We start from the raw sequence: 14885 nt of genomic DNA on the forward strand, positions 1-14885 counted from the left end.
ACATTCCCTCAAACCGCAACTGCCCGTACAATAGTTGGTTGCAGTCCATTTTCAATGGGTTCCCTCACCCCATCCACCAAAAAGGTTCAGACATGATTCTGCCCGCTATGCCGTCTTCACGGCTGTCGCTGTATGTGCGACTTCTCATTGCCTTTCACGTATTCATCGTGATCGCCAGCAATTATCTGGTTCAACTTCCTATTGAGCTGTTTGGCTTTCATAGCACCTGGGGCGCTTTCAGCTTTCCTTTTGTGTTTCTGGCAACCGACCTGACCGTGCGCCTGATGGGTAAATCGCAGGCACGACGCGTCATCACCCGCGCCATGTTTCCGGCCCTGATCGCCTCCTATGTCGTCTCCGTGCTGTTCCATGAAGGCCAGTTCAATGGCTTGCAGGCACTGGGCGAGTTCAACAGCTTTGTCTTTCGTATTGCACTGGCCAGTTTCGCGGCCTATGTGCTGGGACAGTTGCTGGACGTACAGGTCTTTGACCGCATCCGCCGCGATTACACGCAGTGGTGGATCGCCCCGGCCGCCGCCTCAGTTTTTGGGCAGGCACTGGATACTCTGGCCTTTTTCGGCATCGCCTTCTGGCGCAGCAGCAATCCTTTCATGGCGGAGCACTGGGGCGAAATCGCGCTCGTCGATTACGTCATCAAGCTGGGGGTGAGCCTGTTGCTGTTTGTTCCTATGTACGGTGTCTTGCTCAACTCGCTGATCAGCACCATGAAACGCCGCGCCCTGAGCCCTGCGCAGGTCAAAGCATGAAGCCGCAGCTTGCCCGTCGTCGAGCCCTGGTCCTATTTTCGGGGGGACAGGATTCGGCCACTTGTCTGGCATGGGCTCTGGATCGTTTTGCGTTTGTGGAGACCGTGGGCTTTGACTACGGCCAGCGAAACCATGCGGAACTGCAATGTCGCCAGACGTTGCGAGAAAATCTGTGCCGACACTTTCCACATTGGGCAGAGCGCCTGGGCGAAGATCATGTGCTTGACGCCGGTGTTCTGGGACAGATAGGCGGCAGCGCCATGACTGAGCCTATGCGCATTGCGGTGCAGGACGATGGCCTGCCCAATACCTTCGTGCCCGGTCGCAACCTGCTGTTCTTTACTTTGGCCGCTGCCTTGGCCTACCGTCGCGGGCTGGATACGCTGGTAGGCGGCATGTCTGAAACTGACTACTCAGGCTACCCGGACTGCCGGGACAACACCCTTAAAGCTTTGCAAGTCGCCCTGAGTCTGGGCATAGAGCGTCCCCTAACCATAGAGACGCCCCTCATGTGGCTGGACAAGGCTGATACTTGGGAGATGGGCGACCAACTGGGCTCAGATGCTCTGGTCAGGCTGATCCAGCAAGACAGCCATACCTGTTACCAGAATGAGCGGGAAGCGCTGCATGACTGGGGATATGGCTGCGGACGCTGCCCCGCTTGCGAACTGCGCGCCAAAGGATATGCAAACTGGAGCAGGCGGCGTGCCGATCCCGGTCATTGAGCATTTCGGCAGGGATGCAGGATTCGATGCAAACGCAATGCGGTGGACAAAGAGTGGCTTTTCAATAGCAGCAGAACAGAACACCACATCAGAAAAATCAGGATGGGCGCACTGAAATAACGCTGGAATTTCACCGTTGAGTGTAAGCTGGAAAAATAATCTCCTGACTTGACCGCCGCACAAACCCACTCCCTTTCATCCTCAAGAAAAGGAACGGTCTGGGCTTGTTTCGGTAGTGAGCAATCGGAAAGATCATAAACCCATTTTTTATCTCCTGACGCCAGGAAAGAGCGCAAGCCCTTCTCGCCCTGCCATGCCCAAACCTCGCTTTCTTTAAATTTAATAATCGCATCGGGACGGATGACTAAAGTCGCGAAAATCGCGATCAAAAAAGTGATCAAAACCCAAAAAATCGGCAGCACTACCCGTTGCACAGCCTTGGGTTTCTCTACTCTTTGCTCTTTCCAGTTGACCCAGACCCCTGCTTTGCCCAGTGTTCTCAGAGCAATGGCGCTGGAGTGCGCCCATTTCACCGCGCGATGTGTGTCTTTCACTGTCTGAATATCATCAACGCGGTGGAGCCCGAACATGATCTTGAAACGCTCTACATCCAGCGATTTTTCTCGCTCGGCATCCAAATAAGCATCATAAAATTTGTCGCGATGAAAGAAAGACCATAGCTTATTGAAAAATATGAAATACGCCCCCCTTAAGAACAGGTAGAGCAAGCCCGCCAACACGCTCAGAAAGATAAATAAACTAAAAGCGGCAGAAAAATAAGAAAAAAGACTTGAGATAGTATTCATCATAAAAAAACCCAACCACCGAAGTGGCTGGGTCCTTATCAACAGAATGACACATTACAGCTGGGCTGGTTCCGTTTGTACCTGATACACCGGGTACGTACGACACAAGGTAACGATCTTCTCACGAATATCGTGCTTGACGGCCTCCAGCGTGCCCGCCTCATAAGCATCGAGCACATCGCACAAGTAATGCGCCAGTTGCTCGCAATCGGCCACGGTAAAGCCCCGTGTCGTCACGGCAGGCGTTCCGATACGGATACCCGAGGTCACCATGGGCGAGCGCGGATCGTTGGGCACTGAGTTTTTGTTGACGGTGATGTAAGCATCCGCCAGGGCATCACTGGCTTCTTGCCCGGTATAAGGCTTGGTCGACAGGTTAATCAGCATCATGTGGTTATCCGTACCCCCAGACACGATGGTATGGCCACGCTGAATCAGTATCGCTGCCATCGCTCGGGCATTACGCACCACATTTTGCTGATAGGTACGGAACTCGGGTTGCAAGGCTTCCTTGAAGGCAACGGCTTTGGCTGCAATAAGATGCATCAAGGGCCCCCCTTGCACGCCGGGGAACACCGCTGAATTCAAACGTTTGTAGAAATCGTCGCTTTGCCCTTTAGCCATGATCACGCCACCACGTGGGCCGCGCAGGGTTTTGTGCGTGGTGCTGGTAACCACATGTGCGTATGGCAAGGGGCTGGGGTACTCACCCGCCGCCACCAGGCCGGCCACATGAGCCATATCGACCCAGAACCAGGCACCCACCTTGTCAGCGATCTGGCGCATACGCGCCCAATCCTTCACGCGTGAATAGGCAGAGAAACCGCCGATCAACATCTTGGGCTTGGTCTCGATAGCAATCCGCTCCATTTCGTCGTAATCGATCAGCCCGGTTTGGGTATCGACGCCGTAAGGAACAATATTGTAAAGACGCCCCGAAATATTGATGGGATTACCGTGCGTCAAGTGCCCGCCCTGCGCCAGATTCATCCCCATTACCGTATCGCCAGGTTTGAGCAGGGCCAGAAACACGGCGGTATTGGCTTGTGCTCCGGCATGAGGCTGCACGTTGGCATAATCGCAATCGAATAGGGCCTTCAGGCGCTCGATGGCCAAACGCTCGGCCACGTCCACAAACTCGCAACCGGCGTAATAGCGCTTGTCCGGATAACCCTCAGCGTACTTGTTGGTGAAAACGGAGTTCTGAACCTGCATGACCAAGGGGCTGGCATAGTTCTCCGAGGCAATCAGTTCTACATGATCTTCCTGACGGCTTTGTTCACCAGCCATGGCCTGAGCCAGTTCCTTGTCGAATTCAGCCAGAGTGAGTGTGTTGTCGTACATCGCTTTTCCTTAAAAAATCTTAGGTCAAATCGCAGCCACCTGCCTGGCCGCTCTGAGAGGCGGGCATCGCCCTTAACCGTGCGTGCGCACGAATTCGCGCATGAACAGCGCCAGCTCCTGTACCGCATCCAGGGTGACGGCGTTGTAAATGCTGGCGCGCAAGCCCCCAGTCGACTGATGGCCCTTCAAACCATGAAATCCGTTTTCCTGCGCTTCCCGAACAAATAGATCCTCCAAATTTCTTTCGAAAATATGAAAAGGAACATTATTGATAGATCGATAATCAGGCAAAACATGATTGATATAGAAACCATTACTGCCATCAATCACGTTATAAAGATGGCGTGACTTTTTCTTATTGATTTCATGCAGCACTTCTATTCCACCCGTACGTTCAATCCACTCCATCATCAAGCCCATCACATACCAGGAAAACGTGGAAGGAGTATTTAACAGGGACTGCTTTTTTGCCTGAATGGAAAAATCCAACGCCTGTGGCGTTGCAGCCAAAGGCTTGTCTAAAATAGCAGGATTGAGCAATACGAGCGTGACACCGGCAATACCCATATTTTTCTGGGCTGAGGCATAAACCAAATCATGTGCGGCAATGTCAATCGGCTTGGACATCAGGCTGGAGCAGGCATCACACACTAATGGAATAGACGAAATGGGTGGTTTTGAAAATTGCAAGCCCTGTGCAGTTTCATTCTCCGTGTAATGCAAGTAAGCCGCATCCAGATTAATATGAGATTCATTAATTTCAGGAACACGATCAAATCCAGTTTCATGAGAACTGGCAATGGTTCGCACAATCCCATATTGCCTGGCGGCATTAGCCGCTTGCTCCGACCACAAGCCCGTGTGTATATAGTCCGCTGTGTTTGTTTTATGAAACAGGTTCATCGGAATTTGAGAAAACTGCAGATACGCCCCCCCTTGCAGGAGCAACACATGATAGTCCGATGGAACTGCCAGAACGCGACGCACCGCGGCGTCAGTCGCGTGGGCAAAATCCATAAAGGGCTGGGAGCGATGGCTGATTTCCATCACGGATACCCCCGTGCCGGCAAAATCGAGCAGTTCATCGCGCACTTGCAAGAGAACATCGATCGGCAAGGCGCTGGGCCCTGCGCTGAAATTAAAGGGTCGGGACATACTTGCTGAGATCCTGTACAAACCTGAACGCCGGAACAGGCCCCCCCTATTTCGGCAACGACAATCAAGTCTACGAGCACAATGGTCTGACTAGTCAGACCATTAATCTTCTCTGGAGCAGACCGCATGACGCGTTCGTTTGAACTGGACACCTTGAAAATGCGTCTTAACGATGACGAACTTCAATCCCTGGATCTTCACCAGCGTATTCAACGTGCCCTACGGGCGCTGATTCTGGATGGCGCTCTGGGTCCCGGAGTCAAGCTGCCTGCCACGCGCTCACTGGCCAAATCATTGAGCATGGCGCGCGATACCGTCGAGAACGCCTATGTCCAACTCCACCGCGACGGCTTTATCGTGCGACGTGAAGGTTCGGGCAGTTATGTCTCTGAATCCGTGGGAACCGAGCTGCGAGGCAGCGCCTACCGGCGCATCAAGGCCCAGGATCTGAAACGCAGCGTCATGGAACCGGGTACCGGCTTGAGCCGCCGGGGCCGCGCCGTATTTGAAAGTGGCGGTATTGCCGATCAGCAAACCATCAAGGCCTTTGCCACCGGCTTGCCTGAAACCCGCAACTTTCCGACCGATGTCTGGGAGCGCCTGCAGCGTCAGGCCATGAAGGACTTTCGCGCCAACATCCTGCTACATGGTGATCCCCAGGGCACCGAGTCCTTGCGCAAAGCGATTGCCGTATACCTGAATCTGGAACGAGGCGCCAAGGTATCCGCGGATCAGATTCTGATTTTGAGCAGTACGCGCCAAGCTCTGTTCCTGTGTGCGCAACTGCTGGTCGATGCGGGCAAGCCCATTCTGGTTGAGAATCCAGGTTACTTCGGCGCGCGCAAGGCCTTTGAAGCGGCCGAAGCCCGTGTCGTACCTATTGGGGTGGACGAACAGGGCCTGCGCACCGAGCTTTTGCATGAAGACCGCAGCGGTGCAAACTGCATTTATGTCACCCCCTCCCATCAGTACCCAACAGGGGCGACCCTTTCACTGGAACGTCGCCTGGAACTGATACGCTGGGCGGCCGAAAATGGCCGCTGGATTCTGGAAGACGACTACGACAGCGAGTTTCATTATGACGGCCTGCCCACCGCCTGCGTGCAGGGTCTGGACAAGTATCAGCGTACGATTTACCTGGGCACGTTCAGCAAAACGCTCTATCCGGGGCTGCGCATGGGGTATATGGCTCTGCCGCCGGAGCTGGTCAAACCCTTTACACAAGCCCGCAGCATCATGGATGGGCACACTCCCCAGATACTGCAGCTGACCCTGGCGCGTTTCATGGAAGACGGCCACTACAACTCGCACATCCGGGCCATGCGCAAGCTGTACACGGGGCGTCGGGAGATCATGCTGGAGGCCATTGAACAACATCTTCAAGGTATTGTGCGCGCCGCCAGACCTGAGGGCGGCTTGCAGATACCCTGTTTCCTTGAGCCCGGCTGGTCGGAAGAACACACCTTGCGCCGCGCCCTAAGCGCTGGCGTACAGCTACCCGGTTTGAGCCGGCTGTATATTGGTGAGGAAAAACAACAGGGGTGGCTACTGGGCTATGCATCCTTGACGGCCTACGAGATTGAATCCGCCATGTTGCGTCTGGCCAACGCCTTGCGTCAGGGCAAGGGTTGAGCCAGGCTGCAGTCAATATGCAAGGGGATATCGCCGGTTCAGATCGGCTACCCCTTCTAAAATGGCATTTTCGGTGCGCGCGCTGCGAGCACCGCTGCGCACGCCGCCCAGCAACGCCAGAATCATGTCGCCAATTTCCTTGAAGTCATCCTCCCCCAGCCCCCGGGTCGTACAGGCGCCGCTCCCCACCCGTATGCCGGAATAGGCCGCATGAGCCTGCTCATACGGCACACGATGTTTGCTCAAGCTGATACCCAACTGCGCCAAGGCCCGTTCTACCAAGGGCCCGGACAACTCCCAGGGGCGCAGATCCACCACGCCAAAGTGGCAGTCCGTGCCTCCCGACACCACAGTCAGGCCACCTTCAGCCAATCGGCGGCACAAACTGCGCGCATTGATGATGACCGCCTGTGCATAGGCTTTATAGGCAGGGCTCATTGCCTCTCCCAGTGCCACTGCCTTGGCCGCCATAATGTTCAGCAAAGGCCCACCCTGCAGGCCCGGATACACAGCCTGACTCAGACGCTCCGCCAACTTGGGCTCATTACATAAAATGATGCCACCTCGGGGACCGCGTAAAGTGCCATGCGTGGAAAAAGTGGTCACATGGGCATGCGGTACGGGCGACTCCATCAAGCCCGCCGCCACCAGTCCGGCGCTATGAGCCAGATCCACCATCAGATATGCATTGACCTCGTTGGCAATCGTTCTGAACTCGGCAAAATCGGGCGTCCGTGAATAGGAGGAGCCACCCGCGATGATCAGGCGAGGACGCTCCTTGTGAGCCAAAGCACGCACCTCGTCCATGTCCACCCACTGGGTCTGGCGATCCACACCATAAGAACAGGTCTGAAACCAGCGCCCCGAAACATTCACATGCGAGCCGTGACTGATATGGCCGCCGGCACTTTGATCCAGCGCCAAAATAGTATCACCCGGCGAGAGCAGGGCCAGATAGACCGCCAGATTGGCCTGGCTGCCCGAGTGGGCCTGGACATTGGCAAACGCCGCCCCGAACACCGACTTGGCCCGCTCGATAGCCAGCTCTTCGGTTTGGTCGGCCTGTTCGCACCCGCCATAAATCCGTTGCCCTGGGTATCCCTGCGCCTGCTTGTTGCTCAGCAAGGACCCCTGTACGTCCAGAACGGATCGGCTCAGGTAATTCTCCGAAGCAATCAGCTCAATGGTGTGCTGCTGTCGGCGTCGCTCGGCCTCGATGATGTCCCAAAGATTGCGATCGCTTTGCTGTAGAAATTGCGAACCCACCACAGGCAGGTGGGAGGTGTCGCCACCGGCAAGACTCTTCATGGGAGTTCCTGTTTAGATATAAGCCCCTTGACGGTCGCGACCGTTTTTCAGTCACGAGACAAAAGGGCAAGCCCGGGCATGTCGTTTTCCAGGGCGAAAGATAAACATCCTATTCTGTTTATCGTCCAATCAAACAGTCCATTAAAAATTAATTCACCAGACCACTTTTAATCATTATTGTCCGGATAAACATTCAAGGCATAAAGAATTAAAAATCCCTTGAAACACAGCAAGAAAGCCAATCCCGATTATTTCAGTCAAGAATTAAAACAGAAATCAAATTTTTATTCTTAAGTGGTCTGTTAAATAGCCTGAAAATGGTCTGTCATTTATTGTCATAGGATCATTAGAATGCAGCCAACGAATACTCAATGCCCATACTTCTAAACGCTCAAACAGATTATCACTCTTTTCAATCTGCGCATTAAAACCATCCCCAGTTTTCCCATAACCACAGGAAACGCCATTGCTTTAACGGCAGTTCAACCGCGCTGATCTTGCAAGGTTCCTAAAGACCCGGTAACGGGCTTTTTTTGAAACCGGGCTGAAAGAGCAGCAAATCCTTTTAAGCCTGCGAATTTCCATTCGGAAATAGAGACAGGTGGAATAACAAAACGATCTGTTCATTTCGAACGGATCGCAACCAACAGCAAGGAAGTTTGAAATGACTATCAAAAGCTACGAAACCGATGATGCTGTACGTAATATGCTGCAAAAGCTGTCTGTACTTTGGAAAAACCGGGCGGCGGTCAATCAGGAGCTGCCGGACTACAACAATTTGGCATTCGATCCGAACAAGGCCGATTTCAGCGAATGTCTGCTGCCTTTCCGTGAGCACCAGGCCTGGCTGGAAGCACCTGAGGAATTGAAATCGCAGTGTCTGTCTTACGCTTGGGGGATCTACAACCTCAAGACCATTTATGTGGAGTGCAACGTCGTCACTCCGTCCTGCGAAGACATCATCAAGACGCCGCCACCGAGCGCCAACCGCAATCTGCTGCAGGATGTGATGTCCCAGGCCTTGCTGGATGAAGCCCTGCACACCCGCATGTCCATCATGGCATGCAACTACATCTATTCCATGCGCGGTCTGCAACCTTTGGATTTCACCAACTTCAACCTGGTGCAATGGCGCAACGACATCCTGAGCCAGTGCAGTTCTGAATCCGAGCGTCGCCTGACCCGCTTTGCCATTGCCTGCGCGTCCGAAACCCTGATTACCGACTACCTCAAGACCATGGCTGAGGACAAGAGCATCCAGACTATCTGCCATGAAGTGACCCGCACGCACGCCATGGACGAGTGGAGCCACTCCAGCGTGTTCAGCTTTGTCGCCTCGGACATCATTCACGGTCTGAGCCAGAAAGAGCGTGAGCATATGCGTGCCGTTATCCTGCGCACCGTGGAAATGTTCGCCAACAACGAAATGGGCGCCTGGGAAAAAGTGTTCTCCATGGTGAACTTCCCCAATGCACGCGACATTTTGCACGACACCGGCGATTCCAACGAAATTGGCGTGTACACCGGTTCGGTTGAAAGCCTGATCGAGCGCATTGGTTTGAACAGCAAATCGGGGCAGGCACAGGCCCAAGACGAGCAACAGGAGGCGCTGCAATGACAGCCATGATTCAGGCGCGCTGCGAGACCGTTCGCCCCGAGGCCGGAAACGTCAAAGTGTTCACCTTGCGCGTGCAAAGTAAGCATTTCGATTTTCTGAGCGCCTTGCGGGCCGGCAAGCATGTCGCCCTGAGCTACCCCGATACCGGTGGCACGATTCAACAGCGTATGTATTCGATCACTCGCGTGGCCGATCCAGACCTGATTGAAATTGCTGTCAAAGGTTCGGGCCGCAATAGCGTCTCCGATCATTTGCACGCCACGTTGCGCGAGGGCATGAGCGTGCCCCTGCAGTATGTGGCAGGCGAGATTTCGGTAGATTCTATTGTCGGTTATGAGCGTATCGCCATGATCGCTGGCGGCATTGGCATTACCCTGCCCATTGCCTTGCTGCGTGAACTGGCGGCGCGAGCCCAGGACGGCTTGCCAGTACCACAAGTACATTTGCTGCTCAGTATTGCCCGTATTGCCGACATTCCCTTTTTGCATGAACTATTGCAACTGGATCTGACCAGCAGCTGGTTCACGCTGACGGTGTTTGTCACGCAGGAAAAAATCCGTGAAAGCGCTCATTTCAAGGTGGGACGCCCCTCCTTTGAAAATATGGAGCAACTAAAAGATCCGCAGGCCGTCGTCATTTGCGGCAGCCACGGCTTTGCTCAAGCCCTGCGCGAATACACCAAACAGGCACACCCCATCTCGCATATGTTGATCGAGGCGTTCTCCCCGCCGGCCAGCTCGGCCGCAGAGATCCAGCCTGCAGCTGGCAGCGCCCCCTTGCAGATCAATGTACGCAGTACCGGACAAACACTCTCGCCCGAACCGGGCAGCAGCCTGCTGGAAATGCTGGAAGCAGCCGATGTACCCATTCGCAGCCAATGTAGGTCGGGCATTTGCGGCGCGTGCCGGGTACAGATCTCGGAGGGCGAATACCGCTCTGAACCTGACTTTTGCCTGAGCGATCAGGACAAGGCGCAGGGCCATGCTCTGGCATGTTGCACCTTCCCGCTATCGGGTGCCATGAATGTAGACATCGGCACCACGAGCTGACATCCTTACCCTCTGGACTGAAAGAAAACCTTATGAAGAAAGTCATCGCACTGCGTCATATTCATTTTGAGGACTTGGGCACGCTGGAGCCTGTTCTGATCGAGCAGGGCTACCAAGTTCACTATATTGACCCTTCCGTCGAGTCTGTGCGTCACTTGGGAGCACAGGATGCGGACCTGCTGGTGGTATTGGGCGGGCCGATCGGCGCTTACGACGAAAAAATCTACCCCTTTCTGAGCGATGAGCTGGAACTGATCCACAAGTTCCTGCTGGCTGGCAAGCCCCTGCTGGGCATTTGCCTGGGCGCACAATTGATTGCGCGCGCGCTGGGCGCCAATGTCTACCCGCTAGGTGTCAAGGAAATCGGTTTCTCTCCTCTGAAACTGAGCGAGGCAGGCAAGGAGTCGCCTTTGGCCGCCATCAGTGGCATTCCCGTTTTGCACTGGCATGGGGATCAGTTCGACATTCCGGATGGCGCCGTTCATCTGGCCAGTACCGATGTAGGCCAGAACCAGGCCTTTTCCTTCGGCACTCAAGTCCTGGGCCTGCAATTTCACCTGGAAGCCGACACCAGCAAGCTGGAGCGCTGGCTGGTCGGTCATGCCAATGAGCTAGGACACGCTGACATCGATCCGCAAATGCTGCGCCTGGAGGCCATGGCAGTACAGAAACGCCTGCATGCCGCTGCCGCTACGGTTCTCAACAGTTGGCTCAGCCAACTCAAGCAAGCCGACAAAGCCGATTGTGCTGCATGAACAATGCGGTAACGTTTGTTGATCGGGAACGACATCCCTACCATGTGGATGTCGTTTCCATTCAGTCCCAAGTGGTTTACGGTCGGGTGGGCAACAATGTTGCCGGCCCGACCTTGCGCCGATACGGCTTTAAGGTGGCGACCGTTCCGACTGTGCTCCTGAGCAATAATCCCCAGTATCCAACCGTCCATGGCGGCGCCGTGCCCGACGAGTGGCTGGAAGGATTCTTGAACGACCTGGTGTTACGCGGTGCTCTGGACCAGGTGCGCGCGGTCCTGATCGGCTATCTGGGCAGTGCCCAACAGGCCGTCATCATTGCGCACTGGCTCCAAACCTTGCTGCGCCAACACCCGGATGTACTCGTCATCGTCGACCCTGTCATGGGCGACCTGGATGTGGGCGTCTATGTGGACCCGGCACTAATCGACAGCTACCACGACACCTTGCTGCCACTGGCCAATGGTCTGACCCCGAATAACTACGAACTGTCCCTGTTGGCCCAACAGCCCTGCGATACCGTTCAGGCCAGCTCCAGCGCCGCGCACAAACTGCTTAACGGTCGCACGGAGTGGGTCATTGCCACCAGTGCTGCTCCCCAATCCTGGCAGGATGGGCAGATCAAACTGTTAATGGCCCGCAAAGAGCCCCGCGCCGACACCTTGCTGGGTCACCCCCGCGTCGACTGCGCCGCCAAAGGCACCGGCGATCTGTTTGCCTCGACCTTGCTCGCCCATCTGATCCTGGGCGCAGACCTGCATTCGGCCGTGCATACAGCCAGCGCCAGTGTGCTGCATCAGCTGGAGTTGACCCGGCAGGCCGGACACCAGGAACTCATTTTGCCAATAGATCCTTTCCGACCCTGAGCAAATATTTCCTAATCTAACAAACCTTTCAAGCGGCAGTCGTTCTCGTTAAGCTGTGCCCTCTTAGTTACAAACGGAGCATGACATGGGGCTGCCTTTTAAAAGCACGCTACATCCACGGGTGTTCTGGGGATCGACCTTTATCGTCCTGATCTTCTTGCTGATCGGAATTATTTTCCCTAAAGACGCCGCACTTATTTTTGAACAGCTACAAAACTGGGTCATTAAAAGTTTCGGCTGGTTTTATATCCTGGCTGTGGCCCTGTTTTTCTTTGCCGTGGTCTACCTGGCCTTGAGCCGGTATGGCAATCTGAAATTGGGGCCGGATGATTCGGAACCCGACTACCCGTACCTGACCTGGATGGCCATGCTGTTTGCAGCAGGCATGGGCATTGGCCTGATGTTCTTTGCCGTGGCCGAGCCGCTGCAACACTTCTCGGCCCCACCCTCGGGCCTGGCCAGCACCGTCGAGGCGGCACATCAGGCGCAGATCATCACCTTTTTTCACTGGGGCGTTCATGCATGGGCCGTTTACGCGGTTGTGGGTTTATCCCTGGCCTATTTCTGCTTTCGCTATAACCTGCCCCTGACCATTCGCTCGGGACTCTATCCCTTGTTTGGCAAACGCATTGAGGGCTGGATTGGCGACAGCGTCGATATCTTTGCCGTCTGCGGCACCTTGTTCGGTATCGCAACGTCCATGGGCCTTGGGGTGCTGCAAATCAACGCTGGCCTGGAACATTTATTTGGCTGGCCTCAGGAAACCTGGCTGCAAATTGTTCTGATTGTGGTGGTTACCGCCTTGGCCACCCTGTCCGTTGTCAGTGGACTGGATGTAGGTATACGCCGGCTCTCTGAATTGAATCTGCTGGTTGCCGTTGCCCTGATGCTGTTTGTGCTCTTTGTGGGCCCGACGGCCTTTTTGATGAATGCTTTTGTACAGAATATCGGCGGTTATCTCGATAACTTTTTTGCGCGCTCATTCAGTACACAAGCATTCCGCGGGCAAAGCTGGATGAAGGCCTGGACACTGTTTTACTGGGCCTGGTGGATTGCGTGGTCACCCTTTGTAGGCATGTTTATCGCCCGTATTTCCCGTGGTCGTACCGTCCGCGAATTCGTGCTGGGCGTATTGCTGGTGCCCACGGTGTTTACCTTCTTCTGGATGACCGTCTTTGGCAATACCGCCATCTTTCTGGACATGGGTGTGGCCGCTGGCCAGCTGGCCCAGGATGCTGCTGCAAATGCCTCAGTGGCCCTGTTCGAGTTTCTGGAATACCTGCCCTGGTCCAATGTCACCTCGACCTTGGCAATTATTCTGGTAGCCATTTTCTTTGTGACCTCAGCCGACTCGGGCTCCCTGGTTATCGACACTCTGGCCGCCGGTGGGGTGGAAGATGCCCCCGTCTGGCAACGCATTTACTGGTGCGCCCTGGAAGGCACCGCCGCTTCCCTGCTCTTGCTGGCTGGTGGTCTGACCGCTTTGCAAACCGTGACTCTGGTCAGTGCCCTGCCTTTTGCCATCATCATGTTCCTGTTGATTTTGGGGCTGTTCAAAGGCATGAAGGCGGATATGTCCAGACTACGTCGTCAAGGCCCACTGTCCGGCCCGGCGCCTGGCTCGGAGGTGTCCTGGCGACGGCGCCTTTCCACCATCCTGCACACCCCTAATCAGCGCGACGCCCGTCGTTTTCTGGCTGACACTGTCATTCCCGCCTTGCAGGCTGTGGCAGAGGAACTGGGCAAGCGAAACCTGAATGTCAACCTGGAAACCGGCGAAGCAGACACGGCCCAGTTGACGATTCAGGCCGATAACCAGCGCAACTTCGTCTATGGGGTGGAACTGCGTGCGCGCCGCGTCGCCAGTTTCACCGCGGCGGCCGCCCGTAACGAGCAGACCCGCCCTCAGGAATGGCAGGTGCGCACGGTGTTTGCCGATGGCAGTCGGGGTTACGACCTGATGGGGCTGTCTTCCAGCCAGGTCATCAACGATATCCTGAACCATTTCGAGCGCTACCAGGCCCTGGTTACCTCGGAGGCAACGGCGCTTTACGCGCAGTCGCCCGACCCGAGCTAAGACGCTACGCCGGTCTCCAGCTTTCTTTCCAGAATCTGGGGACCGGGCCCTTGCTGGCCCAAAATGTCAGCCGGATTGCGCAACGGGCATTCATTCATCGACAGGCACCCACAGCCAATGCAATGCATCAGCTCATCTCGCAGACGCGTCAACTGTTCAATACGCTCATTCAAACTGTCTTTCCAGCGGCGCGACATGGCTTGCCATTGCTGTGCGTTGGGCTTGCTGCCCGCCGGCAAGCCACGCAAGGCATCGCGGATTTCGTCCAGCGGAATGCCGGTGCGCTGGGCGACTTTGATAATCGCAATATAGCGCAGCACCACTGAATCAAAGCGGCGCTGGTTTCCACTGTTGCGCGTGCTGGCAATCAAGCCTTTAGACTCGTAAAAATGCACGGTGGAGACAGGCACGCCGCTGCGTCTGGCCACTTCCCCCACCGTCAGGGTACGGCTGGGATCGACTGTTTTTTCCATTTCGGCCCCTTGACCTCAAGTTAACTTGAGGTTTTATAGTCCAGGTCCCTAGTTAAGGCAAGCCATGTCGGCTGCCTTTTTGTCGTCACAGGAACCTGCCATGCTTTCCCTTTTCTGGACCCTGTTTGCCAGACCGTTAGTCTGCATGCGGCCCGGCATGTCTACGCTAAGCGCGCTCATTGCCATCGTGTTCTCCCCGCCCTGCAAACCGCTTGTGCGCGCCACCTCTTTCAAACCCGAGGACTGGGCACAACGGGACCAACGATCCGGACGGACGCATCCACCCAGACAGCCGCTGTGGCGGGAGCACCAG

13 protein-coding genes are annotated in these 14885 nt (G+C 55.3%); 8 read left to right on the top strand and 5 right to left on the bottom strand.

Going from position 1 to position 14885, the window contains the following annotated elements; all coding sequences use genetic code 11:
- Positions 1-92: 92 nt before the first annotated feature.
- Both ACOZ42_RS12745 and queC read left to right on the top strand, forming a co-directional pair.
- Positions 93-767: a 7-cyano-7-deazaguanine/7-aminomethyl-7-deazaguanine transporter gene (locus ACOZ42_RS12745; RefSeq protein ID WP_003803216.1), complete on the top strand. Its 675-nt coding sequence runs from the start codon at positions 93-95 to the stop codon at positions 765-767.
- Positions 764-1492 carry a 7-cyano-7-deazaguanine synthase QueC gene (gene queC / locus ACOZ42_RS12750; protein WP_426345228.1) on the top strand — a complete coding sequence of 243 codons (729 nt, stop codon included), beginning with the start codon at positions 764-766 and terminating at the stop codon, positions 1490-1492. Before ACOZ42_RS12745 ends, queC begins: the two co-directional genes overlap by 4 nt.
- On the opposite strand, the gene ACOZ42_RS12755 is transcribed toward queC, so the two are convergent.
- The 3 genes from ACOZ42_RS12755 to serC all read right to left on the bottom strand — a co-directional run bounded on the left by ACOZ42_RS12755 (position 1486) and on the right by serC (position 4797).
- Complete coding sequence (locus tag ACOZ42_RS12755; protein ID WP_003803212.1) at positions 1486-2301, bottom strand: DUF6216 family protein; 816 nt, start codon at positions 2299-2301, stop codon at positions 1486-1488. The two genes, queC and ACOZ42_RS12755, sit on opposite strands and share 7 nt — an antisense overlap.
- A 51-nt stretch (positions 2302-2352) precedes the next feature.
- Entirely contained in the window at positions 2353-3642 is a 1290-nt protein-coding gene (gene glyA, locus ACOZ42_RS12760; RefSeq protein WP_003803210.1) for a serine hydroxymethyltransferase, read from the bottom strand.
- 72 nt (positions 3643-3714) lie between these two features.
- A complete protein-coding gene (serC, locus tag ACOZ42_RS12765) occupies positions 3715-4797 on the bottom strand; it encodes a 3-phosphoserine/phosphohydroxythreonine transaminase (protein ID WP_426345229.1) in 1083 nt (360 codons plus the stop codon).
- Positions 4798-4923: 126 nt separating this feature from the next.
- Here serC and ACOZ42_RS12770 point away from each other — a divergent pair, with 126 nt between their 5' ends.
- A complete protein-coding gene (locus ACOZ42_RS12770) occupies positions 4924-6429 on the top strand; it encodes a PLP-dependent aminotransferase family protein (protein WP_003803206.1) in 1506 nt (501 codons plus the stop codon).
- Positions 6430-6441: 12 nt separating this feature from the next.
- Here ACOZ42_RS12770 and glyA (ACOZ42_RS12775) read toward each other — a convergent pair whose 3' ends face one another.
- Complete coding sequence (glyA, locus tag ACOZ42_RS12775) at positions 6442-7737, bottom strand: serine hydroxymethyltransferase (protein ID WP_003803204.1); 1296 nt, start codon at positions 7735-7737, stop codon at positions 6442-6444.
- A 664-nt stretch (positions 7738-8401) separates the two neighbouring features.
- Here glyA (ACOZ42_RS12775) and ACOZ42_RS12780 point away from each other — a divergent pair.
- The 5 genes from ACOZ42_RS12780 to ACOZ42_RS12800 all read left to right on the top strand — a co-directional run bounded on the left by ACOZ42_RS12780 (position 8402) and on the right by ACOZ42_RS12800 (position 14099).
- Complete coding sequence (locus ACOZ42_RS12780; RefSeq protein WP_003803202.1) at positions 8402-9355, top strand: AurF N-oxygenase family protein; 954 nt, start codon at positions 8402-8404, stop codon at positions 9353-9355.
- Positions 9352-10404, top strand: coding sequence for a 2Fe-2S iron-sulfur cluster-binding protein (locus ACOZ42_RS12785; protein WP_003803200.1), 1053 nt, complete (start codon positions 9352-9354; stop codon positions 10402-10404). The genes ACOZ42_RS12780 and ACOZ42_RS12785 overlap by 4 nt, the downstream gene beginning before the upstream one ends.
- A gap of 32 nt (positions 10405-10436) precedes the next feature.
- A complete protein-coding gene (locus ACOZ42_RS12790; protein WP_003803198.1) occupies positions 10437-11159 on the top strand; it encodes a glutamine amidotransferase in 723 nt (240 codons plus the stop codon).
- Positions 11156-12022, top strand: coding sequence for a pyridoxine/pyridoxal/pyridoxamine kinase (gene pdxK / locus ACOZ42_RS12795; protein WP_003803196.1), 867 nt, complete (start codon positions 11156-11158; stop codon positions 12020-12022). The genes ACOZ42_RS12790 and pdxK overlap by 4 nt, the downstream gene beginning before the upstream one ends.
- Before the next feature lie 85 nt (positions 12023-12107).
- Complete coding sequence (locus tag ACOZ42_RS12800; RefSeq protein ID WP_003803194.1) at positions 12108-14099, top strand: BCCT family transporter; 1992 nt, start codon at positions 12108-12110, stop codon at positions 14097-14099.
- Here ACOZ42_RS12800 and soxR read toward each other — a convergent pair.
- Positions 14096-14572: a redox-sensitive transcriptional activator SoxR gene (gene soxR / locus ACOZ42_RS12805; RefSeq protein WP_003803192.1), complete on the bottom strand. Its 477-nt coding sequence runs from the start codon at positions 14570-14572 to the stop codon at positions 14096-14098. The genes ACOZ42_RS12800 and soxR overlap by 4 nt on opposite strands.
- Between the last annotated feature and the right edge of the window lie 313 nt (positions 14573-14885).

Origin of the sequence: Alcaligenes sp. HNGD-HTN06, from assembly GCF_049932565.1 — a bacterium.
Taxonomy (GTDB): Bacteria; Pseudomonadota; Gammaproteobacteria; order Burkholderiales; family Burkholderiaceae_B; genus Alcaligenes; species Alcaligenes ammonioxydans.